This is a genomic window from Niallia sp. FSL R7-0648 (assembly GCF_038007005.1).
GTDB classification, from domain to species: Bacteria; Bacillota; Bacilli; order Bacillales; family Cytobacillaceae; genus Niallia; species Niallia circulans.
Genome location: NZ_JBBOWE010000001.1, coordinates 3,328,375 through 3,351,031, shown reverse-complemented (window position 1 = coordinate 3,351,031; position 22,657 = coordinate 3,328,375). Strand labels below are relative to the sequence as shown.

The window sequence follows — 22,657 nt, the reverse complement described above, 5'->3', positions numbered from 1 at the left end:
ACATGGACATTTTCATGAAAGGGTTATATTAGAGTGCCAATTCCATTAAACGGATGCTGCCCTTAAAAAGCTAGCATGGTTAAAAGCATCAATCGCCTTTTTTATAAAGATTACTTTTAAAAAAGGTTTTTTTCTGCTGCTGCAAGAATAAGTAATATAAGATTGTTCGGCAGAAAGTAGGAGATGCTTTTGCAGGATTGGATGAAATATTTTGTAGAAAAGCTGAATCGGAAAGAATCGTTAAAACCATTATTACGAAACGCTTCGCTTTCCTTAGTGTTAACATGTCAAAATGAATCCTATTATATGGAGCTTAAGAACAATCGCTTTTCATGGAGAAGGATGAAGGATGATGATAATCCAGATATATGGTTAACGGGGGATATGACTAGTATTAGCCTCGTTATGGAAGGCGAGTTTCTTCTTAGAGAAGCAAAAAAGAATGGATCTATTCAATTAGAAGGCTCCTTAAGGAAAATCCTCTTACTTGAATCTTTGTTTTTCTTAAGCCGTTCACGTTCAGTTCCCCACACTGGATAATAGTTTTGATGTTTACCTGGAATCCGCCTTTGCTATGATATGCTCCCCTATAGGTAGACAGATTAAAAAATAAAAATCTGGTTACTTGTAGGGGAGTATTTTTATGCCTAGAAAATCTTATTCTGTAGAAGAGAAATATCAAATAGTGAAAGCTTTAGGGGAAGTAAATTCGTCACTCCAAGTTTCATCGATTTATAAGGTTCACTTTTCTACCGTTTTGGAATGGAAATATAAATTTGATACATTCGGTTTAGAAGGACTAAAAGAGACTTCTTCCTGGAAAAAGTATTCTAAAGAACTAAAGTTATCCGCTATTCAAGATTATGCCTCTGGAAATTACTCGATTCGTGAAATTACGAGAATGTATGAAATATCAGATCCATCTGTCCTTAGAAGGTGGATTAAGAAGTATAATAGTCATAGTGAAATAAAAGATACGTCACAAGGAAGGACGAGCTCTATGACTAAGGGAAGAAAAACGACTTGGGAAGAACGAATACAAATTGTGCTAGATTGTTTAGGGAACAAAAAAGACTATCAAGAAGCAGCTAATACTCATCAGGTTTCTTATCAACAAATCTATCAATGGGTTAAGAAGTATGAAGATGGCGGAGTAGATGCATTGAAAGATAGGCGTGGTTCTACGAAAGAGGAATCCGAGCTAACTCCAGAGGAGAAAATGACTCTTCAAATGAAGAAGTTAGAAAGAGAAAATGAGCGATTACGTGCAGAAAACTTATTTTTAAAAAAGTTAGAGGAGATCGAAAGGAGGCAAAAATAAGTCAAATCCAATCGGAGGATAAGTATATCGCTATTCAAGAGATCCATCAGGAAGAGAATATAAGCATTCGTTTACTGAGTGAAATAGCGGGAATTGCACGATCCGCCTATTATAAGTGGCTTCATCGCGTTCCTTCTTCTCAAGAGATATTGAATGAGAAAATCATGAAAGAGATGAAAATTCTCCATGAAAAAGTGGAGGGCATCTTCGGTTATCGCCAAATGACCCTTCACATGAATAGACAGTTTAAAGAAAGATTGAATCATAAAAGAATTTATCGACTAATGAAAGTGGTTGGCTTACGCTCGATCATTCGTATCAAGAAAAAACGTTATAAACGCTCCGTTCCCCAACAAGTGGCAGAGAATATCTTAAATCGGGAATTTACCGCAACAAAACCAAATGAAAAGTGGGTGACGGATGTGACAGAATTTAAGTATGGTTCATCAAAGAAGGCATATTTAAGTGCCATTCGAGATCTTTATGATGGATCCATTGTTAGCTATGTTTTAGGACATTCGAATAATAATGAACTTGTATTCCAAACGCTTGATCAAGCAACCGTACTTTTATTGGAGGAAGAACATCCAATTATCCATAGTGATCGAGGGTATCAGTATACTTCAAAAGGTTTTAAGATTAAAGTAGACAAGGCAGAGATAACACACAGTATGTCACGAGTTGGAAAGTGTATTGATAATGGTCCAATGGAGTCTTTTTGGGGGACACTGAAATGCGAAAAGTATTATTTACACAAATATAAGACCTTTGAGGAACTTTCTCTTGCGATAGATGACTATATCCAATTTTATAATAACAATAGATATCAAAAACGATTAAACGGCCTTAGCCCTATGGAATATAGAGTTAAAGCCGCTTAGATCTTTTTTATTATTTCCACTGTCTACTTGACAGGGGGCAGTTCAACTAACAAAAAGTGAAGGTATTTCGGGTTATTTTTTTTGAAAGAATTTTTCCCCATATTGGTTTTAAATCCAAGCTTTCTCATTGAATTAATTATGTCAGAAAATCTAACTTATTTTAATTGAAAATTCAGAAAAGAAATTATGTTAAAAAAGGTGTTGACAGTCATTTCGGGAAATGGTAAATTACATCTATCATATTAACGATTTTTACATTTCATATAAATAACGAAACTCTTATCAAGAGAGGTGGAGGGATGTGCCCTATGAAACCCGGCAACCGTCAGTATACTGAAACGGTGCCAATTCACACAAAGCGTCATGCTTTGATAGATGAGAGAAAGGGATATTAATCATAATAAAAACCTTTCTGCTCTTCTTGCAGAAAGGTTTTTTTGTTATCTGGAATGATATGATATGCTTTGTTAAAAACTATTTAAATATAGTGATCGATAGAGTGATTTTAAATAAGAAGTAGGTGAATACATTGATTAATGTAAACTCAGTAAAAAAAGTATACTCCTCTAGAAGTGGGAAGGTCACTGCGGTTGATCACGTGGATTTAACCATCGATTCAGGAGAGATATTTGGAATAATCGGATATAGTGGTGCAGGTAAAAGTACATTAATCAGAATGCTGAACGGATTGGAGATTCCTACTGCTGGAAGTGTGTCGGTTGCAGGTCACGAAGTTTCTAAAATAAAAGGAAGCAAACTTCGTAAGGCGAGACAAGAAATCAGTATGATATTTCAACATTTTAATCTGCTATGGTCAAGAACCGTAAAAGAAAATATTGCTTTTCCTTTAGAAATAGCGGGAGTAAAAAAATCAGCAAGAGACAAGAAGGTATTAGAACTCATCAAACTGGTTGGATTAGAAGGACGAGAAGATGCTTATCCTTCTCAATTAAGTGGTGGGCAGAAACAGCGGGTTGGGATTGCAAGAGCACTTGCTAGTGATCCGAAAGTACTTCTCTGTGATGAAGCAACCTCAGCATTGGATCCACAAACAACAGATGCCATCTTAGATTTATTAGTGGACATTAATAAACGTCTTGGTCTTACTATTGTGTTGATTACCCATGAAATGCACGTTATTCGCAAGATTTGTCATCGAGTGGCAGTGATGGAAGACGGGAAGGTAGTAGAAACAGGACCAGTGATTGATGTATTTAAGCAGCCAAAGAAAGAAATTACGAAACGTTTTGTTCAACAAGTAATTGAACCAGAAGAGGCGAAGGATACGATTGAACACTTAATAGCGCAATATAAAACAGGCAGTATTGTCATGCTGGGATTTGTCGGCGAAAGTGCTGAACAGCCTGTAATCACCAATCTCATTCGAACTTTTGCTGTTTCTGTGAATATCATTCAAGGGAAAATTTCCCCGACACAGCATGGATCCTATGGAACATTATATATTCATTTAGATGGAGAGAAACAAGAAATAGAAAAAGCTATTCAATATCTTCATGCGCAAGAAATTAGTGTGGAGGTGATTGAAGGATGATGGAAAGATTATTGCCAAATGTAGATTGGGAAATAATGTGGAATGCCACGAAAGAGACCCTATTTATGACTGGATTCTCGATTATTTTTACCTTTATACTTGGAATTATTCTTGGGATTACGCTGTTTTTAACCGATAAAGGGAATATGTGGAATAATGTATTTTTTAATAGAATCATCAGTGCAGTCGTGAATATTTTCCGTTCCATTCCTTTTATTATTTTATTAGTTCTATTAATCCCATTAACAACTTTACTAATCGGGACAATGATTGGACCGAAAGCGGCGCTGCCTTCTTTAATCATTGGCGCTGCTCCATTTTATGCAAGACTTGTGGAAATTGGCCTTCGAGAGGTGGATAAAGGTGTTATTGAAGCGGCAAAGTCAATGGGAGCAAAACCAACTACTATTATCTTTAAAGTTCTTTTGCCAGAATCTATGCCAGCACTTGTTTCAGGAATTACGGTTACTACAATTGCATTAGTAGGATCGACCGCAATGGCTGGAATAATTGGTGCCGGCGGTCTTGGGAATTTAGCCTATTTACAAGGATTTCAACGAGGTAATGGTGATGTGACACTTGTTTCAACTGTTATTATTTTAATCATTGTTTTTATCATCCAATTTATTGGTGATTTTATAACAAAAAAAATAGACAAAAGATAAGGAGAAAAACACATGAAAAAATTATGGTCTTTACTGATTGCATTAACATTTGTATTTGTGCTTGCGGCATGCGGCAGCTCTAATGATGATAGCAAGGAAAACGGCGCTTCTAACAGTGACAAAGAATCAACTAAATTAGTAGTAGGTGCTTCCAATGTACCACATGCTGAAATTTTGGAAAAAGCAAAACCAATTTTGAAGGAAAAAGGAATTAATTTAGAGATCGTTCCTTTCCAAGATTATGTATTGCCAAATAAAGCTTTAGAATCAAAAGAAATTGATGCAAACTATTTTCAACATATTCCATACTTAAACCAACAAATTAAAGAAAATGGTTATGATTTTGTAAATGCTGGTGGAATTCATATTGAGCCAATGGCTGTATTCTCTAAGAAATATAAGAGTTTAGATGAGCTTCCAGATGGAGCAACCATTATTTTTAGTAACTCTGTTGCTGAACATGGCCGTGTACTGTCTCTTTTAGAAAAAGGTGGATTAATTAAGCTTAAAGATGGAATTGATAAAGTAAATGCAAAGATTGAAGATATTGCGGAAAATCCGAAAAATGTTAAATTAAAAGCAGATTATGAGCCAGCGTTACTTCCACAAATTTTTAATAATAATGAAGGGGATGCAGTTGTTATTAATGCCAACTATGCATTAGATGCTGGCTTAAACCCTGTGAAAGATTCTATTGAAATCGAAGGAAGCGAATCTCCATATGCGAATATCATTACTGTTCGTAAAGGAGACGAAAATCGTGAAGATATTAAAACTTTAGTAGAAGTACTGCATTCTAAAGAAATTCAAGATTTCATTAATAAAGAGTATAAAGGTGCAGTTGTACCAGTTAGTGAATAATAAGTAAGAAGATGTTCCTATAAAAGATTAAACATATAGTATATATCCAATTGAGAATTAAGTTGATTCTATTAATAATGGATATAGCATGTGTAGAAGTCTTTATAGGAACATTTTTTATTTTTGTATGATCAAATAATATTTAGCGGAATCGTCTTCCAATAAGTACTAGGGCTAAATTTATTTCGTGTATAAATACTAAAACGAAACTATTCAAGTGAATATATTTTTGAGTCTATCGTTATCGTTTATGCCAGTGAATTGTTCGGGACCGTAATAAGGAGAGAAATTATTTTAAAGAAAGCAAACTCATGCGAAATTATAAGGAATCAAGCGTATTTATTTGTTTCATGCGAATTTTCCTTATTGAACGGGAAGCAATAGGTTGCTATCAGATTTTATTTGTTATAAGATTAGAATGATAATAAATTGATAATGAAGTTTCGACAATTTTGTGAACAAAACTTCTTTTTACTATGGAGGTATATAATATGAGTCAACCTAAATTAGTCATTAATGATTTACATGTTTCAATCGAAGAAAAAGAAATTATTAAAGGTCTTAACTTAGAAATAAAGGGTGGAGAAATTCACGCAATCATGGGGCCAAACGGAACGGGTAAATCAACATTATCTTCTGCAATCATGGGTCACCCAAAGTATGAAGTAACAAGCGGTGATGTAAGTCTTGATGACGAAGATGTATTAGAAATGGAAGTAGATGAGCGCGCGCGTGCAGGTCTATTTTTAGCTATGCAATACCCAAGTGAAATTAGTGGTGTAACAAATGCAGACTTCTTACGTTCTGCTTTAAACAGCCGTTTAGGTGAAGGGAATGAAATTTCTTTAATGAAATTTATCCGTAAAATGGATGATAACATGGAGTACCTAGAAATGGATCCAGATATGGCACAACGTTACCTAAATGAAGGCTTCTCTGGCGGGGAGAAGAAACGTAATGAAATTCTTCAATTAATGATGTTGAATCCAAAAATTGCGATCTTAGATGAAATCGATTCTGGTTTGGATATCGATGCATTGAAAGTTGTTTCAAAAGGAATTAACAAAATGCGTGAAGAGCGTAAAGAAGAGTTCGGCTGCTTAATTATCACTCACTACCAACGTTTATTAAACTACATTACTCCTGACTACGTTCATGTAATGATGCAAGGTCGTATTGTTAAATCTGGTGGACCTGAGCTTGCTCAACGCTTAGAAGCAGAAGGATATGACTGGATTAAAAAAGAGCTTGGTATTGAAGACGAAACTGTTGAACAAGAAGCGTAATTGTTAGGAGGATTGACCAATGACAACGGATATTAAATTACCATTTGACCAAGAGTATCTTTCCTCTTTTTCGAAAGATATGAATGAACCTTCTTGGCTGACAGAGCTGCGTGTAAATGCTTTACAACAAGCAGAGGCTCTTCCGATGCCAAGACCGGACAAAACAAATATTAAAAACTGGAACTTTACCCAATTTGAAAAGCATATTGTAAGCAGTGAAGATTTTTCAGATGTAAGTGATTTACCAGAACAAGTAAAAGCACTTATCGATTTAGAAAAAAATAAAACACTTTATATCCAAAGAAATAACCGTCCAACTTTTTTAGCTGTTTCTAATGAATTAAAAGAAAGCGGCGTAGTTTTCACTGATATTTTCACAGCTGCAAGAGAATACAGTGACTTACTGCAAAAATACTTTATGAAAGATGCTGTAAAGATAGATGAGCATAAATTAACGGCTTTACATGCAGCCCTTTTAAATGGTGGAGTATTCTTATATGTTCCTAAGAACGTAGTAGTAGAAGAACCAATTCAATCCATTTTCTTACATGATGACAAGGAAGCGAACCTTTTTAACCATGTTATTGTAGTGGCTGAAGATAATAGCTCTGTTGTTTATGTAGAAAACTATGTTTCTACTGTGGATCCTGAAGAAGCAGTATTCAATATTGTGACAGAAGTAATAGCCAATGCAAATGCAAAAGTTCAATATGGTGCTGTTGATAATCTAGCGCATGGGGTTACTACGTATGTAAATCGCCGTGGTGTTGCAGGTCGTGATGCTAAAATAGAATGGGCATTAGGCTTCATGAATGACGGTAATACGATTTCTGATAATACAACATATTTGATGGGTGATGGCTCATATGGCGATACGAAGTCTGTAGTAGTTGGACGCGGCGATCAAAAACAAAACTTCACTACAAAAGTAGTTCATTACGGTAAGAGCTCTGAAGGCTATATCTTAAAGCATGGTGTAATGAAAGATAAAGCTTCTTCCATCTTTAACGGAATTGGTAAGATTGAACATGGTGCAACAAAAGCAAACGCTGAGCAAGAATCTCGTGTTCTAATGTTAAGCGAAAAGGCTAGAGGCGATGCGAATCCAATTCTGTTAATTGATGAAGACGATGTAACGGCAGGACATGCAGCATCTGTTGGTAGAGTAGATCCTTTACAATTGTATTACTTAATGAGCCGTGGTATTCCACAACATGAAGCAGAAAGATTAGTTATTCATGGTTTCTTAGCTCCTGTAGTAGAACAATTGCCAATTGAAGGTGTGAAAAAGCAATTAGTTGAGGTAATTGAAAGGAAAGTAAGATAATGGATAGCAAACATATTCGTTCTTACTTCCCAATTTTAAACCAAGAAGTCAACGGACATCCATTGGTTTATCTTGATAGTGCAGCTACCTCTCAAAAGCCAGTCCAGGTAATTGAAACAATCGAGAACTACTATCGAGAATATAATTCCAATGTTCATCGTGGCGTTCATACCTTAGGCACAAGAGCGACAGATGCTTATGAAGGAGCAAGGGAAAAGGTAAGAAAGTTTATCTCTGCTTCTTCCATCGAGGAAATTATCTTTACTCGTGGTACGACAACTGCGCTGAATACAGTTGCACAAAGCTATGCGATGGAAAATGTAAAAGAGGGGGATGAAATAGTCATTACCCCGATGGAGCATCATAGTAATATTATTCCTTGGCAGCAAGTTGCCAAAAAAACAGGAGCAACACTTAAATATTTGCCGCTGCAAGCAGATGGAACAATTGCACTTGCCGATGTTGAAAATACAATCACGCCAGCAACAAAAGTAGTTTCCATTACCTATGTTTCAAATGTTCTGGGGGTTATCAATCCAATAAAGGAAATTGCGGCTATTGCTCATAAAAATGGAGCTGTACTCGTTGTAGATGCTGCACAAGGAGCTCCACATGTAAAAATCGATGTGCAAGATTTGGATTGTGATTTCCTTGGATTCTCTGGACATAAAATGTGTGGTCCAACAGGAATTGGGGTACTTTATGGAAAGAAACATCTTTTAGAAAATATGGAGCCAATTGAATTTGGTGGAGAAATGATTGATTTCGTCGGATTATATGAGTCGACTTGGAAAGAACTTCCGTGGAAGTTTGAAGCTGGAACGCCAATCATTGCAGGGGCAATCGGTTTAGGAGCAGCCATTGATTTTCTCGAAGAAATTGGCTTAGAGAATATAACCGAACATGAGCATAAATTAGCAGCATATGCAATGGAGAAATTGTCATCTATTAATGGTTTAACTATTTATGGACCGCAAAACGCAAATAACCGTGCTGGCGTGATTACCTTTAATATTGAAGATGTTCATCCACATGATGTTGCAACAGTATTAGATGCTGAAGGAATTGCTGTACGTGCAGGACATCACTGTGCACAACCATTAATGAAATGGCTAAATGTTTCTGCAACCGCTCGAGCAAGCTTTTATCTTTATAATTCAGAAGAAGATGTTGATAAGCTTGTGGAAGGGATTGGCAAGACAAAGGAGTATTTTAGCGATGTCTTTTAATAATTTAGATTCACTTTATAGAAGTGTAATTATGGATCATTATAAAAATCCCCGGAATAAAGGAGTTCTTGAAGGCAGTTTGACTGTCAATATGAATAACCCTACTTGCGGGGACCGTATCCTTCTTACAATGAAAATTGAAGATGGGATTGTCGCTGACACAAAATTCGATGGAGAAGGATGTTCCATAAGCATGTCTTCTGCATCCATGATGACACAAGCAATTAAAGGGAAAACAGTCGAACAAGCGTTAAAAATGTCTGAGTCATTCTCTGAAATGATTCAAGGTAAAGACTACGCTGATGATATGGACCTGGGGGATATTGAGGCACTTCAAGGTGTTAGTAAATTCCCAGCAAGAATTAAATGTGCAACATTAGCTTGGAAGGCTATGGAAAAAGGCGTAAATGAAGGATTAGATTCATAATTTACTACCAAGGTTGCATGTAGAATGGAGGAAAATGAAATGGCAAAAAAGATGCCCGATATTGGGGATTATAAATATGGATTTTCAGATAAAGACGTTTCTATCTTTCGTTCTAAACGTGGATTAACGAAAGAAATCGTTGAAGAAATTTCAAAAATGAAGGCTGAACCACAATGGATGCTAGACTTTCGTTTGAAAGCATTAGAGCATTTTTACAACATGCCAATGCCACAATGGGGCGGCGATCTCTCTGCTTTAAACTTTGATGAAATTACGTATTATGTAAAGCCATCAGAGAAAACAGAAAGATCTTGGGATGAAGTTCCAGATGAAATCAAACAAACATTTGATAAGCTTGGTATTCCAGAAGCTGAGCAAAAATACTTAGCAGGTGTATCTGCTCAGTATGAATCTGAGGTTGTTTATCATAATATGCAGGAAGATCTTGAGAAAATGGGAATTGTTTTCAAAGATACAGACTCTGCATTAAGAGAAAATGAAGATATTTTCCGTGAGCATTGGGCAACTGTTATTCCACCTACGGATAATAAGTTTGCTGCTTTAAACTCAGCTGTATGGTCTGGTGGATCTTTCATTTATGTTCCAAAAGGAATTAAAGTAGACACGCCATTACAAGCGTATTTCCGTATTAACTCCGAAAATATGGGTCAATTTGAAAGAACATTAATCATCGTGGATGAGGGTGCAAGTGTACATTATGTAGAAGGCTGTACAGCACCAGTTTATACAACGAACTCTCTTCACAGTGCCGTTGTTGAAATCATTATTAAAAAAGACGCATATTGCCGTTATACAACGATTCAAAACTGGGCAAACAATGTATACAATCTAGTAACAAAGCGTGCAGTTTGCGATGCTAATGCTACAATGGAATGGATCGATGGAAATATTGGTTCTAAATTAACGATGAAATACCCTGCTGTCATCTTAAGAGGTGAGGGAGCAAGAGGAATGACTTTATCTATCGCTCTTGCTGGTAAAGGACAACACCAAGATGCTGGAGCAAAAATGCTTCACTTAGCTCCAAATACATCTTCTACAATTGTTTCTAAGTCTATTTCGAAACAAGGCGGAAAAGTAACATACCGCGGTATCGTTCACTTTGGACGTAAAGCAGACGGTGCTCGTTCTAATATCGAATGCGATACGTTAATTATGGATAACAAGTCTACATCTGATACAATTCCATACAATGAAATTTTAAATGATAATATTTCATTAGAGCACGAAGCAAAAGTTTCAAAAGTATCAGAAGAACAATTATTCTACTTAATGAGTAGAGGTATTTCGGAAGAAGAGGCAACAGAAATGATCGTAATGGGCTTTATCGAGCCATTTACAAAAGAATTACCAATGGAATATGCAGTAGAGATGAACCGTCTGATCAAATTCGAGATGGAAGGCTCTATCGGTTAATATATCCAGTAAAGAAGATGAACTATTGAGGTTCGTCTTCTTTTATTTTTATCAGGAAGAAAATATTTTTAGCTGCATATGAACTATATTGCATTCCCAAAATTAGTGTGTTATATTAGCCTCAAGTACTTATTAAAGAAGTTTAATAAGTTTTATTTTGCTCACTTATTAAATATCTTTAATAAGTTGGATGGAAAGGAGGGAAATAAAGTGGATGCGACGCCAAAATCTATGAAAAATATTATCCAGCAAAATATTCGTCAATTTCTTTTAGCAAATGGAAGTGCTACGAAAGTGGAGTTGAGTGATAAATTAGGAATTAGTTTCCCAACTATTAGCAAATTTACGGCGCAGATGGAAGAGAATGGAGAATTACAATCAGCAGGTTTAGATGATTCAAGTGGCGGCAGACGAGCGAAGCGGTATACATATAATCCTGAATATATGTTGGGGCTAGCTATTTTTTTAGAAAAGACTGAAACCAATTATATTGTGTTTAACTGCCTAGGGGAAGAAAAGGAGACTGGCAAAATTTCCAGTGCATTAAGGGATGACAATGTTAAATTACTGATCGAGTACGTGGAAGCGCTACAAACACAATATCCGAAGATTAGCTCTATCTCTATTGGGGTGCCTGGTTCGGTTGATAATGGTCGAATCATCTACAGTCCTGATTATGAATATCTTCACGATTTTGATTTAAAGGGATACTTAGAAAATTATTTTTCGATTCCAGTGGTCATTGAAAATGATATGAATGCAGCAGTATTAGGTTATCAAGATCAGCAGGAGAAAAAGAACGATAAATCACTTGTTTATCTCTATTCTGGCCAAAATGGTCCAGGATCTGGAATTATCGTAAATGGAAAGATTGTACGAGGGAGTACTAATTTCGCAGGGGAAGTATCTTTTGTTCCGCAATATAATAACCGAAACTTTGGACAGACCTTTACAAATGGAAAAGTGTTCTTTTCAAAGGAAGATGAAGTAGATGCCATAAGTAGATTAATTGCTTCCTTTGTGGCAATTATTAACCCGCATGCGGTTATTTTCTGTGATGATGAAGTCACTCAAACCACAATCAACCAAATCAAACAACAAAGCTCCACCTATATTCCGGCAGAGCATCTTCCTGAATTTAGAATGAGTGACTGGAAGCAAGATTATTTATATGGGTTACAAAGACTTGGACTCGAACTAATCATTAGAGGAATAAGTAGTAAAACAAATGAATAGTTTGCAAAACGCTTACAGAGTGGGGGTTAACTATTGGCGACATTCTTTTTAGTAATCATCTATTTGGCTTTTATCAGTTTAGGTTTGCCTGATTCTTTATTGGGAGTGTCATGGTCTTTAATGCAAGTGGAATTTAAGGCACCCCTTGAAACTGCAGGAGTACTGTTTATGACAATTGCAGCGGGGACGATTATTTCCAGCTTTATTAGCGGTATAGTGCTGAAAAAATTCGGAACTGGAATGGTTACATTTGTAAGCTGCTTTATGACAGCGGGAGCTCTATTAGGGTTTCATTTCGCCCCATCCATTATATGGCTGTTTATCTTTGCAATCCCGCTTGGATTAGGTGCAGGTGCTGTAGATACGGGTTTAAATAACTATGTGGCAAGTCATTACAAAGCGCATCATATGAGCTGGCTTCACTGTTTTTGGGGAGTTGGAGCTACGCTTGGCCCGATTATTGTAGCACAGTTTATATCCAGAGATAATTCTTGGCGAAGTGGTTATTTTGCCATCGCATGTATTCAATTTATTTTAGTTGTCATTTTGCTTTTCACACTTCCCTTATGGAAAAAGATAGAAAGGATCCCTAAGCAGGAGAACGAGTATAAAAGAGATGATTCAACTAGTACATTGGATGAAACATATTTGGAAAATCAAAAGCCTTGGCAAATAAGAGGGGTTAAGCTAGCTTTACTTGCATTTTTATTTTACTGCGGGGCGGAAGCGGCAGTTGGGCTTTGGGGAAGCAGTTTTCTCGTTAATGTTAAAAATTTATCGATAGATGTAGCAGCCAAATGGGTTTCCTTATTTTATGCAGGAATCACCATTGGAAGATTTATCACAGGCTTTATTACATTAAAAATGAGTAATAAAAGGTTAATAAGATGGGGACAAATAATTGCGTTAGTTGGTGCAGTTCTATTATTTTTGCCATTCCCTGTTCTTTTTTCACTGGCAGGCTTTATTATGATCGGTTTAGGTTTAGCGCCGATATTTCCGTGTATGCTGCATGAAACACCACTACGTTTTGGAAAGAAGCATTCCCAAACCATAATGGGTTATCAAATGGCTATTGCCTATACAGGCAGTACCTTTCTTCCTCCCATTCTCGGATATGCTGCAGCCAAATCAACAATAGGAATTTTCCCTTTTGTTATTGCAGGATTTATTGCCATTATGCTATGGGGATCGGAAAGGTTAAATGGAGTATTGCATAAAAAAGAGATAAAAAGGGATACAGCGCGTGTAATTTAAGCTAATTAAAGAAGGAGTGACAGGAATATGAAAATAGAACATGTTGCAATATGGGTGAAAGATTTAGAAGGAATGAAGACATTTTATACAACCTATTTTGGTGGGAGAGCAAATTCGAAATATCAAAATAGAGAAAAGAAATTTGAATCCTATTTTATATCGTTCAAGGAAGGAGCTCGCTTAGAACTTATGCGGAAAGCTGGGATCGATAAGGATGATTCAAATGATAGAGTTGGCTGGGCGCATATTGCTATTTCATTAGGAAGTGAAGAAGCAGTTAATCAACTGACGGAACGATTGCAAAAGGATGGTTATTTGTTAGTTAATGGGCCTCGTCTAACAGGGGACGGCTATTATGAAAGTGTGATAGAAGATCCGGAAGGAAACCTTTTAGAGTTGACGGTTTAATGTGGATAGAAAGGAATGAAAAAGTGAAAACAGAAAAAGAAAAAATGGTAAATGGAGACTTCTATAATCCAGCAGATCCAGAATTAATAAAGGATAGAAGTAATGCGCGAAAGCTAACAAGAATATTTAATGAATCCATTGAAACAGAAGACAATATTCGGTCCGTCCTATTAAAACAATTATTTGGTTCCACAGGAACTAATATATTCATAGAACCAACCTTTCGTTGTGACTATGGATATAACATCCATGTAGGGGAAAACTTCTTTGCTAATTTTGATTGTGTGTTTTTGGATGTTTGTGAGATTAGAATTGGGGATAATTGCTTCATCGCCCCAGGAGTACATATTTATACAGCGACACATCCTGTAAATGCTCAAGAGAGAATAGCAGGAATTGAGTACGGAAAGCCGGTGAATATCGGAAATAATGTCTGGGTGGGAGGAAGAGCAGTTATCAATCCCGGAATAAGTATTGGGAATAATGTGGTGGTTGCATCTGGTGCAGTTGTGACAAAGGATGTACCAGATAATGTTGTTATTGGTGGAAATCCGGCAAGAATTCTAAAAAAAATAGTTGAGTAGAATACCAGAGGTGAGGGGAAAGCGAATGATTAAATTAGTGCTGACAGACATGGATGGAACATTTTTAAATAATAATGGTGATTTTGACCGGGAATTGATCAAAGAAGTAAAGAATTTAATGAAAGAAAAAGGCGTAGCTTTTGCTCCTGTTACTGGTAAACAATGTGAACGGGTTGAAGAATTATTTGGTGAAGATGCGAAAGATATGTGGATTCTAGGGGATAGCGCCACCCGCATTAAGCATAATGGCAAATTTGTTTATGAATCGCTGTTAAGTAATGAATTGGGTCTAGCGATTATTCGTTTGCTAGAGGAAATCAGTCTAAATCATACTATTATTGCTTGTACGAGAAGCGGTGCAGTTATAAAGGATAACGTTATCCCGGAAGAAACTGCTATTGTAAGAAAGTCTTATGCACAGGTGAGAAAGGTGTCAGACTTTAAAGAAATAACGGAAGATTTTGTGAAAATAACAATTCACGATTCAGAGCTTAAATGTTTTGAGACAAAAGAAAGATTATCATCCTTTTTCGAATCCGCTTATATTGTAGCATCTGAGGCAGCTTGGATTGATATAGCCAATGTAAATGTACATAAAGGGACAACAGTTGAGCATTTACAACAAGTACTAAATGTTACCCCTGAAGAAACAATGGCATTTGGTGATGGCTATAATGACATAGAACTTATGAGTCGCAGTACATATAGTTTTGCTGTTCGTAATGCCGTAAAGGAATTAAAAGAGACAGCAAATTTCATCACTCGTTCAAATGAAGAAGATGGTGTAATGAGAACAATCATTCAACTGTTATCTCTTTCATAGATGGAAGATAGAATCTATCTATTTGAAAATAATGTAAGAAGTGAATCCCAAATGTGATTTTAGGAAGAGAAAGCTTTTCATTTCTCCTCTTTTCGTATATAATTTCTTTATTGGAAAAGAGGGTGTATAATGGAGAAAACAAAACCTTATGGTACGGTTCTATTAAGAGCAGCAAAAATTATGGATTACCTTTCAGACAATCCTAATCAAGCATTGCAGAAAATTGCTCAAAACACAGAGATGACAACTTCAACTACTTTGAAAATATTGGACACTTTATTGTTAATTGGCTTTGTGAGCAGAGATAAAAATAAAAATTATCGATTAGGATCTAAACTTATTCGATATGCCAATCAAGGTGTGGATCAGCTGGACTTAGTAGAGCTGACATTGCCTTATTTAGAAAAACTGCAAAAGTTAATTGATGAAACCATTCATTTAGGCGTACTTGCAGATAATGAAATTTTATATGTAAACAAGCTAGAGGCTAAACATCAGACAATAAGAATGTCATCAAGGATTGGGATAACAAGGCCCTTGTACAGCTCAGCAATGGGAAAGGCAGTTCTTGCAGAATTGGAAGAAGAAGAGTATTTAAATTATCTAAAAACAACTCCTTTAGTTCCATATACAGAGCATACGATAACCAACTCTTTAAAGCTTGCAGCAGAATTGCAGAAAGTGAGAGAGACTGGTATTGCTTTTGATGACGAAGAAATGGAGAAAGATATTTTCTGTATTGGAGCGTCTTTAAAAAAAGATGGAAAAATCATTGGAGCATTTAGTGTAAGTATGCCGAAATATAGACTCACAGAAGAATTTAAAAAACAAATAATAAAGGCTGTCGTCGAAACGAAAAATGAGATAATGCAAGTTGTGGCTCGTTAAATCGTTTCGGCGATTTTTTTTTATTTAATGATTAGCGTTTACATTTTTCAAAAAAGTATGTATAATCAAGGTGAGTTTCTTAATAGTAAAATTGTATTTCTGAATAGGAAAAGAGTGATGGAGATGAAACGAGTTGAAACATTACGACGCTTAAAGAGTGCTGGAGTAATCGCAGTAGTCCGAGGGAACAGCAAGGAAGAGGCTGTGAAGGCAAGTAATGCAGTAGTTCAAGGTGGCATGAAGGGAATTGAATTAACTTTTACTGTTCCTAATGCAGATAAAGCCATTAGTGAATTAGTAGAGTTGTATAAGAATGATTCTGACATTGTTATAGGTGCAGGTACTGTGTTAGATGTAGTAACTGCTCGTTTAGCTATCATGGCTGGAGCAGAATATATTGTCAGCCCAAACTTTGATAGAGAAACTGCAGAACTATGTAATCTTTATCAAACTCCCTATCTTCCGGGATGCTTAACGATTACAGAAATGAAAGAGGCATTAAAGGCAGGAGTAGATATTATCAAATTATTCCCAGGCAGTGCCTATGGACCAAGTATTGTATCCGCTTTTAAAGCTCCAATGCCTCAAGTTAATATTATGCCGACAGGCGGAGTTAGCCTGGAAAATATGGAAGACTGGTTTAAAGCAGGAGTAGTAGCAGTTGGCGTAGGAGGAAACCTATTAGCACCTGTGGCAAAAGGGGATTTTGCTAAAGTTACAGAGATTGCTAGTCAATATATGGATAAATTTCATCAAATTAAAGGAGCATAAATATGGGGAAGGTAGTTACGTTAGGTGAAATCATGCTTCGTCTATCCACTGATTCTGGTGTACGAATTGCCCATGCTGATAATTTTCGTGCACATTATGGCGGGGGTGAAGCCAATGTCGCTATTTCACTAGCCAATTTTGGTCACGATGTTTGCTTTGCTAGTAAAATTCCAGACAATGGCTTAGGAGAAGGTGTAGTAAAGCATTTAAGTTGTTATGGCGTTCATACTGACTTTCTTTTAAAAGGAGGATCCAGGTTAGGCACTTATTATGTAGAGGCTGGAATTGGTGAACGAGCAGCCAATGTCATTTATGACCGTGCTGGTTCGAGTTTCGCCGAAATGACAGAGAGTGAATGGAAAAAGGAAGAACTGTTTAATAACGTAGATATCTTTCATATTTCAGGAATTACACCAGCGTTATCTTCAAGTTGGAAAAAAACAACAATCTCATTAATAGAAGCAGCAAAAGAGTCTGGCTGTAAAATCAGTTTTGATATTAACTATCGAGGAAAATTATGGTCTCAAAAAGAAGCAGGTGAGACAATTTCTGAAATATTGCCTTTGGTAGATTACTGTTCAGCTGGCAAGCTTGATGCTCTCTATTTGTTAGGAATTCCTGAGGCGACTGAACAGGAGAATGAATTAGTTTACTACTATCAAGAAATACAGAAGAAATTTCCTGCTATCTCTGTTCTATATTCCACAAAAAGAACGGTGGTATCTGCTAGTAGCAATGAATTAATAGGAACATTATGGATGGATGATTACTACTATGAATCTCAAAAACATGTTATTAATCCAATCGTTGATCGAGTAGGAGCAGGTGATGCCTTTTCCGGTGGAGTTCTGCATGGAATACTAGCACAAAAAAGTCCACAGGAAATGATTGACTTTGCGACAGCTGCATCTGCTTTGAAACATACAGTTCAAGGTGATTGTAATCAATTTAACGAACCAGAAGTCAACAGCTTTTTACTAGCTGGCTCTGGAAAAATAAATCGATAGGAGTGTAGAAAAATGCAAAACATGGAAACGCGTTATACACATAGCCCCGAGGATATACGTCATTACTCTACAGAACAATTGAGAAAAGAATTTTTAGTAGAAAAAGTATTTGTGCCAGGGGAAATTAGCTTAACGTATACGCATAACGACCGCATGATTTTTGGTGGAATTACGCCAACCGATAAATCCTTAGAAATCATATTGGATAAGCAATTGGGTGTGGAATATTTTTTGGAACGCCGTGAGCTGGGAGTTATTAATATCGGTGGACCTGGTTATATCGAAATCGACGGAGAAAAAGAAGAAATGAAAAAACAAGATGGATACTATATTGGCAAAGAGACACGACATGTTGTCTTTTCTTCCGAGAATCCAAACAATCCAGCTAAATTTTATATTAGCTCCGTACCGGCACATCACAAATATCCAAATGTAAAAATTAGTATTGATCATATCAAACCAATGGAAACAGGAGAAGCCCTAACATTAAATCAGCGTAAAATTTATCAATACATACATCCAAATGTATGTGAAAGCTGCCAATTGCAAATGGGCTATACTATCTTAGAGCCTGGAAGTGCATGGAATACAATGCCTTCTCATACACATGAAAGACGCATGGAAGCATATGTTTACTTTGATATGGAAGAAGATACCCGTATTTTTCACATGATGGGGAAACCGGATGAAACAAAGCATCTAGTTATGAGCAGTGAGCAAGCTGCTATTTCACCAAGCTGGTCTATTCATTCTGGAGTTGGCACAAGCAACTATTCCTTTATCTGGGCAATGTGTGGCGAAAATATCACGTATACCGATATGGACATGATTCCAATGAATAAATTGAAATAAAAGGAGAGAAAACAATGGCATTCACGATGGATAAATTCCGCATTGATGGAAAAGTAGCCTTAGTTACAGGTGCAATATATGGAATTGGTTTTGAAATTGCAAGCGCTTTATCGGAAGCGGGTGCAAAAATCGTGTTTAATTCCTTAAATAAAGAATCTGTCGATCAAGCACTTCAAAGTTATCAAGAAGCAGGAATTGAAGCAAAAGGCTATGTATTTGATGTTACAGATGAACAAGCCGTACAAGCTGCGGTTGCGCAGATTAAAGAAGAGGTTGGTCCGATTGATATTTTAGTTAACAATGCTGGGATTATCAAGCGTGTGCCAATGGTAGAAATGTCTGCAGAAGATTTCCGCCAAGTAGTAGATGTAGATTTGAATGCACCATTTATCGTTTCTAAAGCAGTTATACCTGATATGATTCAAAATGGCGGCGGTAAAATCATCAATATCTGTTCCATGATGAGTGAACTTGGCAGGGAAACAGTCAGTGCCTATGCTGCTGCTAAAGGCGGGTTAAAGATGCTGACAAAAAATATTGCTTCTGAATATGGAGAATACAATATTCAATGTAATGGAATCGGACCAGGTTATATCGCTACACCACAAACTGCCCCATTACGCGAAAAGCAGGCAGACGGATCCCGTCATCCATTTGATCAGTTTATTATTGGAAAAACGCCTGCAGCACGTTGGGGAAATCCTGAAGACCTAGCTGGTTCAGCCGTATTTTTAGCATCTGAAGCATCGAACTTCGTGAATGGTCATATTCTCTATGTAGATGGCGGAATACTGGCTTATATTGGTAAACAGCCTTAAGAGAAGCATAGATATTTTTACTAGTTCAATATCTGAAAGTATCTGTACTTATTTTTAAATTTATCTTGGAGGTACCAATAAATCGGGTGACTGATTTATTGGTACCTCTTTTTCTTTTAACTTAGTTATTTATGATGATTATGATATGATATTTAATATAAAGAAATAAAAAAACAGATATATTTTTGGAAATGAAGTTAGTGTTTTTCTCTATGTGAGTATCGCTTTGAGAAAAACAATGTTATCGAGGTGATTTTATTGATTCATATCGGATTAACAGGCTGGGGAGATCATCCGAGTCTATATGGAAAAAATACTTCATCGCAAAATAAGTTAATGGAATATGCCGGGTATTTTCCTACTGTGGAAGTGGATGCTTCTTTTTATGCGGTGCAGCCAGTCCGGAATGCGGAGTCTTGGGTAAAGAAAACACCTGACTCTTTTCAATTTATCGTAAAGGCATTCCAAGGGATGACAGGCCATAATCGTGGAGACATTCCTTTTGCCTCGAATGATGAAATGTTTGCTGCATTTATCGATTCCTTAGTTCCATATAGAAAAAGTGGCAAATTGGCGATGGTGTTATTCCAATTTCCTCCTTGGTTTGATTGCACAAAGGAAAATGTCCAATTCTTAAGAGCGTGTAGAAAAAGGATGGGAGATATACCTTGTGCACTTGAATTTAGACATCAATCATGGTTTAATCCCAAATATCGAGCAAATACCCTTCAGTTTATGAAGGAAGAGAATTGGATACATAGTATTTGTGATGAGCCTCAAGTAATGCCTGTTTCTGTTCCTACTGTTCTAGAAGCGGTTGGCGAAGATAAGGTGCTCATTCGGCTTCACGGAAGAAATTATTATGGTTGGCAGCAAAATAATAATCCAAATTGGCGAGAAGTTCGCTATTTATATCGGTATAACACAGCAGAATTAAGTGAATGGGCTGAAAATATTCGCCAGCTTGAAAAGCAATGTAAAAATATTTATGTGCTCTTTAATAATAATTCTGGTGGAGATGCGGCTGACAACGCACGAGAACTGATTGATTTATTAAATATAGAATATACGGATTTAGCTCCAAGACAATTGGATTTATTCTAACTATCAGAAGAGTGGAGAAGAGCATTCTCTGCTATAGAATAGATAATTGCCTAAAAAAGTGAAAATACAAATAAGGAAGGCGAGAAGATGGAAGTCATCCACATATATCATACTAATGATTTACATAGCCATTTTGAAAATTGGCCAAGAATTTATGAATTGCTGCGTGAAAGAAAAAAATGGCATAAAGAGGCTGGCGAAGCTGTTTATTTATTTGATATAGGTGACCATTTAGATTTGTCTCATCCTTATACGGAAGCAACTAAAGGTAGAATTAACACACAGCTGTTAAATGAGGAACACTATGATGCAGTGACAATTGGGAACAATGAAGGAATTACTTTGTCATATGAAGGATTAGATCATTTATATGATGAAGCCAAATTTGATGTAATTGTTGCAAATCTATACAAACGTAATGGGGAACGTCCTGATTGGGCTATTCCTCATCAAATATTTAAGACAGCTAAAGGAACAAAAATTGGGGTAATCGGTATTACAGCCTATTTCGAAAAGTTATATGAGCTCTTAGGATGGAAATTGACAGAACCAATAGAAGAACTATCAAAGCAATTAGAAAAAATTAGAGGAAATGTTGATATTATTGTATTGCTTTCCCATTTAGGGATAAATGACGATGAGATGATTGCAGCTAATTATCCAGAAATAGATGTGATTCTTGGTGCACATACCCATCATATTTTCCATCAAGGAAAAATAATTAATAATAATCTTCAAGGTGCTGCCGGTAAATATGGCTATTATCTTGGTCATATTGAATTAAAGGTTGATGCTTCCAAAAGGGTAATCGATAAAAAAGCCATATTATATGAAACAAGTAAGTTGCCGATTGCAAATAAAGAAGAAGCCATTGTGGAAAATTATTACCAGCAAGGGAAATTGGTTTTATCAGAAAAGGCAGCAACGATTGATGAGTATTTATCTAGAGAAGCGCTAGCAGAAATGCTTTGCAAAAAATTAATTTCGTGGTGTCAATCGGATTGTGCAATTATAAATGAGGGCTTAATTTTAGAAGGATTGCAAGCCGGGGAGATCACTTTCTTTGATTTATTATCGATTTGTCCACATCCAATTAATCCATGTAATGTGACATTAACCGGAGCGGAACTGAAAGAAATTCTGCTTGATATGAAATCCGATAAGTGGGAGATAATGCCTGTCAAGGGTCTTGGATTCCGGGGAACATTAATGGGGAAAATGATTGCAGCAGGCATTACGCAAGAGACAATCGGAGAAAAAGAACAGTACTATATCCATGCACAGGAAATACAGGCAGATCAGAATTATGTTGTAACAGTACCTGATATGTTTACATTCGGTAATTTTTTTCCAGCCATTTATCGGGCAACGAAGAAAGACTATTTTCTTCCTGAATTTATGCGTAATATTCTTGCTGACACTTTACAAAATAGGATAAAAGCGTAAAGGGTCATTTTATCATTCTTAAATAAAGAAGAAAACACCGATTTCTCCTCTCTTGAATATACTTATTAGGAAGGGAAAGAGAGGAGTGAGCACAGAGTATTATGATTGATGTGTATCCTGTTGATATCAATGGACATACTTTTATTGCGGTCTCGGTATTATTGCCTAAAACTACTTTGCTTGCTGTAAAAAATGATAAAGGCTACATTATGTGCGGTGCTTTAGATGTGGCATTGTTAAATGATAAGCTGAAAGACCGGAAAATTATTGCTGGTAGAGCTGTTGGTGTGAAAACGATTGAACAATTGCTAAATGCACCCTTAGAGTCAGTGACAATAGAAGCAGAAGCATATGGAATTCATAAAGGGATGATTGGAAGAGAAGCATTATTGAAAATGGTATAAAGGATAAAGAGGTTAAGAAGGTTTAACGAATCAGAGGGGAGCCCCCTTTCGTTAAACCTTCTTTTTTGGAAGA

Annotated in this window: 23 protein-coding genes and 1 riboswitch; all 23 genes read left to right on the top strand. The window is 36.4% G+C overall.

Annotated features, from left to right (window positions below; translation table 11 throughout):
* Positions 1-189: 189 nt before the first annotated feature.
* The 23 genes from NSQ89_RS16545 (at position 190) to NSQ89_RS16435 (ending at position 22,584) form a co-directional block, all read left to right on the top strand.
* Entirely contained in the window at positions 190-540 is a 351-nt protein-coding gene (locus NSQ89_RS16545; RefSeq protein WP_172866040.1) for an alkyl sulfatase C-terminal domain-containing protein, read from the top strand.
* A 103-nt stretch (positions 541-643) separates the two neighbouring features.
* A protein-coding gene (locus tag NSQ89_RS16540; protein ID WP_341132683.1) for an IS3 family transposase occupies positions 644-2,202 on the top strand; the annotation gives its coding sequence in 2 pieces (ribosomal slippage) (positions 644-1,283 and positions 1,283-2,202; 1,560 coding nt in all).
* Positions 2,203-2,478: 276 nt separating this feature from the next.
* Positions 2,479-2,584: riboswitch (SAM riboswitch) on the top strand.
* Positions 2,585-2,731: 147 nt separating this feature from the next.
* Positions 2,732-3,754, top strand: a complete 1,023-nt coding sequence (locus NSQ89_RS16535; RefSeq protein WP_047942273.1) for a methionine ABC transporter ATP-binding protein — start codon at positions 2,732-2,734, stop codon at positions 3,752-3,754.
* Positions 3,751-4,419 carry a methionine ABC transporter permease gene (locus tag NSQ89_RS16530; protein WP_047942272.1) on the top strand — a complete coding sequence of 223 codons (669 nt, stop codon included), beginning with the start codon at positions 3,751-3,753 and terminating at the stop codon, positions 4,417-4,419. The genes NSQ89_RS16535 and NSQ89_RS16530 overlap by 4 nt, the downstream gene beginning before the upstream one ends.
* 12 nt (positions 4,420-4,431) lie before the next feature.
* On the top strand, positions 4,432-5,280 hold the full coding sequence (locus NSQ89_RS16525) for a MetQ/NlpA family ABC transporter substrate-binding protein (protein ID WP_047942271.1): 849 nt from the start codon (positions 4,432-4,434) through the stop codon (positions 5,278-5,280).
* Positions 5,281-5,771: 491 nt separating this feature from the next.
* Positions 5,772-6,566, top strand: coding sequence for a Fe-S cluster assembly ATPase SufC (gene sufC, locus NSQ89_RS16520; protein WP_047942270.1), 795 nt, complete (start codon positions 5,772-5,774; stop codon positions 6,564-6,566).
* A gap of 19 nt (positions 6,567-6,585) precedes the next feature.
* On the top strand, positions 6,586-7,893 hold the full coding sequence (gene sufD / locus NSQ89_RS16515) for a Fe-S cluster assembly protein SufD (protein ID WP_095259305.1): 1,308 nt from the start codon (positions 6,586-6,588) through the stop codon (positions 7,891-7,893).
* Positions 7,893-9,122: a cysteine desulfurase gene (locus tag NSQ89_RS16510; RefSeq protein ID WP_095320547.1), complete on the top strand. Its 1,230-nt coding sequence runs from the start codon at positions 7,893-7,895 to the stop codon at positions 9,120-9,122. The genes sufD and NSQ89_RS16510 overlap by 1 nt, the downstream gene beginning before the upstream one ends.
* Positions 9,112-9,549: a Fe-S cluster assembly sulfur transfer protein SufU gene (sufU, locus tag NSQ89_RS16505; protein ID WP_047942265.1), complete on the top strand. Its 438-nt coding sequence runs from the start codon at positions 9,112-9,114 to the stop codon at positions 9,547-9,549. Before NSQ89_RS16510 ends, sufU begins: the two co-directional genes overlap by 11 nt.
* Positions 9,550-9,588: 39 nt before the next feature.
* The gene (sufB, locus tag NSQ89_RS16500; protein ID WP_047942264.1) at positions 9,589-10,986 is read left to right on the top strand and encodes a Fe-S cluster assembly protein SufB; all 1,398 of its coding nucleotides are present in this window, start codon (positions 9,589-9,591) and stop codon (positions 10,984-10,986) included.
* A 231-nt stretch (positions 10,987-11,217) separates the two neighbouring features.
* Entirely contained in the window at positions 11,218-12,222 is a 1,005-nt protein-coding gene (locus NSQ89_RS16495) for an ROK family transcriptional regulator (RefSeq protein ID WP_341133168.1), read from the top strand.
* 33 nt (positions 12,223-12,255) lie between these two features.
* Positions 12,256-13,479, top strand: a complete 1,224-nt coding sequence (locus tag NSQ89_RS16490) for an MFS transporter (protein WP_341132929.1) — start codon at positions 12,256-12,258, stop codon at positions 13,477-13,479.
* Positions 13,480-13,506: 27 nt separating this feature from the next.
* Positions 13,507-13,887, top strand: coding sequence for a VOC family protein (locus NSQ89_RS16485; RefSeq protein WP_047942262.1), 381 nt, complete (start codon positions 13,507-13,509; stop codon positions 13,885-13,887).
* Between the two features lie 23 nt (positions 13,888-13,910).
* Complete coding sequence (locus tag NSQ89_RS16480; protein WP_061799197.1) at positions 13,911-14,471, top strand: maltose acetyltransferase domain-containing protein; 561 nt, start codon at positions 13,911-13,913, stop codon at positions 14,469-14,471.
* Between the two features lie 25 nt (positions 14,472-14,496).
* On the top strand, positions 14,497-15,294 hold the full coding sequence (locus NSQ89_RS16475; RefSeq protein ID WP_341132928.1) for an HAD family hydrolase: 798 nt from the start codon (positions 14,497-14,499) through the stop codon (positions 15,292-15,294).
* A 129-nt stretch (positions 15,295-15,423) separates the two neighbouring features.
* The gene (locus NSQ89_RS16470) at positions 15,424-16,182 is read left to right on the top strand and encodes an IclR family transcriptional regulator (protein ID WP_341132927.1); all 759 of its coding nucleotides are present in this window, start codon (positions 15,424-15,426) and stop codon (positions 16,180-16,182) included.
* A gap of 123 nt (positions 16,183-16,305) precedes the next feature.
* Entirely contained in the window at positions 16,306-16,953 is a 648-nt protein-coding gene (locus NSQ89_RS16465; protein ID WP_251688398.1) for a bifunctional 4-hydroxy-2-oxoglutarate aldolase/2-dehydro-3-deoxy-phosphogluconate aldolase, read from the top strand.
* Between the two features lie 2 nt (positions 16,954-16,955).
* Positions 16,956-17,960, top strand: coding sequence for a sugar kinase (locus NSQ89_RS16460; RefSeq protein WP_341132926.1), 1,005 nt, complete (start codon positions 16,956-16,958; stop codon positions 17,958-17,960).
* 21 nt (positions 17,961-17,981) lie between these two features.
* Positions 17,982-18,812, top strand: coding sequence for a 5-dehydro-4-deoxy-D-glucuronate isomerase (gene kduI / locus NSQ89_RS16455; protein WP_095320562.1), 831 nt, complete (start codon positions 17,982-17,984; stop codon positions 18,810-18,812).
* A gap of 14 nt (positions 18,813-18,826) precedes the next feature.
* Positions 18,827-19,630: a gluconate 5-dehydrogenase gene (locus NSQ89_RS16450; RefSeq protein WP_341132925.1), complete on the top strand. Its 804-nt coding sequence runs from the start codon at positions 18,827-18,829 to the stop codon at positions 19,628-19,630.
* Positions 19,631-19,888: 258 nt separating this feature from the next.
* Complete coding sequence (locus NSQ89_RS16445) at positions 19,889-20,734, top strand: DUF72 domain-containing protein (protein WP_144581275.1); 846 nt, start codon at positions 19,889-19,891, stop codon at positions 20,732-20,734.
* Between the two features lie 87 nt (positions 20,735-20,821).
* Positions 20,822-22,180 (top strand): bifunctional metallophosphatase/5'-nucleotidase, encoded by a 1,359-nt coding sequence (locus tag NSQ89_RS16440; protein ID WP_047942253.1) that lies wholly within the window; start codon positions 20,822-20,824, stop codon positions 22,178-22,180.
* 101 nt (positions 22,181-22,281) lie between these two features.
* On the top strand, positions 22,282-22,584 hold the full coding sequence (locus tag NSQ89_RS16435) for a YunC family protein (protein WP_095320549.1): 303 nt from the start codon (positions 22,282-22,284) through the stop codon (positions 22,582-22,584).
* The last annotated feature ends 73 nt before the right edge of the window (positions 22,585-22,657 follow it).

Bases quoted from the DNA above. Each gene is read 5' to 3' on its own strand.
- NSQ89_RS16530 (WP_047942272.1), top strand. From the start codon at position 3,751: ATGATGGAAAGATTATTGCCAAATGTAGATTGGGAAATAATGTGGAAT.
- NSQ89_RS16525 (WP_047942271.1), top strand. From the start codon at position 4,432: ATGAAAAAATTATGGTCTTTACTGATTGCATTAACATTTGTATTTGTG.
- sufC (WP_047942270.1), top strand. From the start codon at position 5,772: ATGAGTCAACCTAAATTAGTCATTAATGATTTACATGTTTCAATCGAA.
- sufD (WP_095259305.1), top strand. From the start codon at position 6,586: ATGACAACGGATATTAAATTACCATTTGACCAAGAGTATCTTTCCTCT.
- NSQ89_RS16510 (WP_095320547.1), top strand. From the start codon at position 7,893: ATGGATAGCAAACATATTCGTTCTTACTTCCCAATTTTAAACCAAGAA.
- sufU (WP_047942265.1), top strand. From the start codon at position 9,112: ATGTCTTTTAATAATTTAGATTCACTTTATAGAAGTGTAATTATGGAT.
- sufB (WP_047942264.1), top strand. From the start codon at position 9,589: ATGGCAAAAAAGATGCCCGATATTGGGGATTATAAATATGGATTTTCA.
- NSQ89_RS16495 (WP_341133168.1), top strand. From the start codon at position 11,218: ATGAAAAATATTATCCAGCAAAATATTCGTCAATTTCTTTTAGCAAAT.
- NSQ89_RS16485 (WP_047942262.1), top strand. From the start codon at position 13,507: ATGAAAATAGAACATGTTGCAATATGGGTGAAAGATTTAGAAGGAATG.
- NSQ89_RS16475 (WP_341132928.1), top strand. From the start codon at position 14,497: ATGATTAAATTAGTGCTGACAGACATGGATGGAACATTTTTAAATAAT.
- NSQ89_RS16470 (WP_341132927.1), top strand. From the start codon at position 15,424: ATGGAGAAAACAAAACCTTATGGTACGGTTCTATTAAGAGCAGCAAAA.
- NSQ89_RS16465 (WP_251688398.1), top strand. From the start codon at position 16,306: ATGAAACGAGTTGAAACATTACGACGCTTAAAGAGTGCTGGAGTAATC.
- NSQ89_RS16460 (WP_341132926.1), top strand. From the start codon at position 16,956: ATGGGGAAGGTAGTTACGTTAGGTGAAATCATGCTTCGTCTATCCACT.
- kduI (WP_095320562.1), top strand. From the start codon at position 17,982: ATGGAAACGCGTTATACACATAGCCCCGAGGATATACGTCATTACTCT.
- NSQ89_RS16450 (WP_341132925.1), top strand. From the start codon at position 18,827: ATGGCATTCACGATGGATAAATTCCGCATTGATGGAAAAGTAGCCTTA.
- NSQ89_RS16440 (WP_047942253.1), top strand. From the start codon at position 20,822: ATGGAAGTCATCCACATATATCATACTAATGATTTACATAGCCATTTT.
- NSQ89_RS16435 (WP_095320549.1), top strand. From the start codon at position 22,282: ATGATTGATGTGTATCCTGTTGATATCAATGGACATACTTTTATTGCG.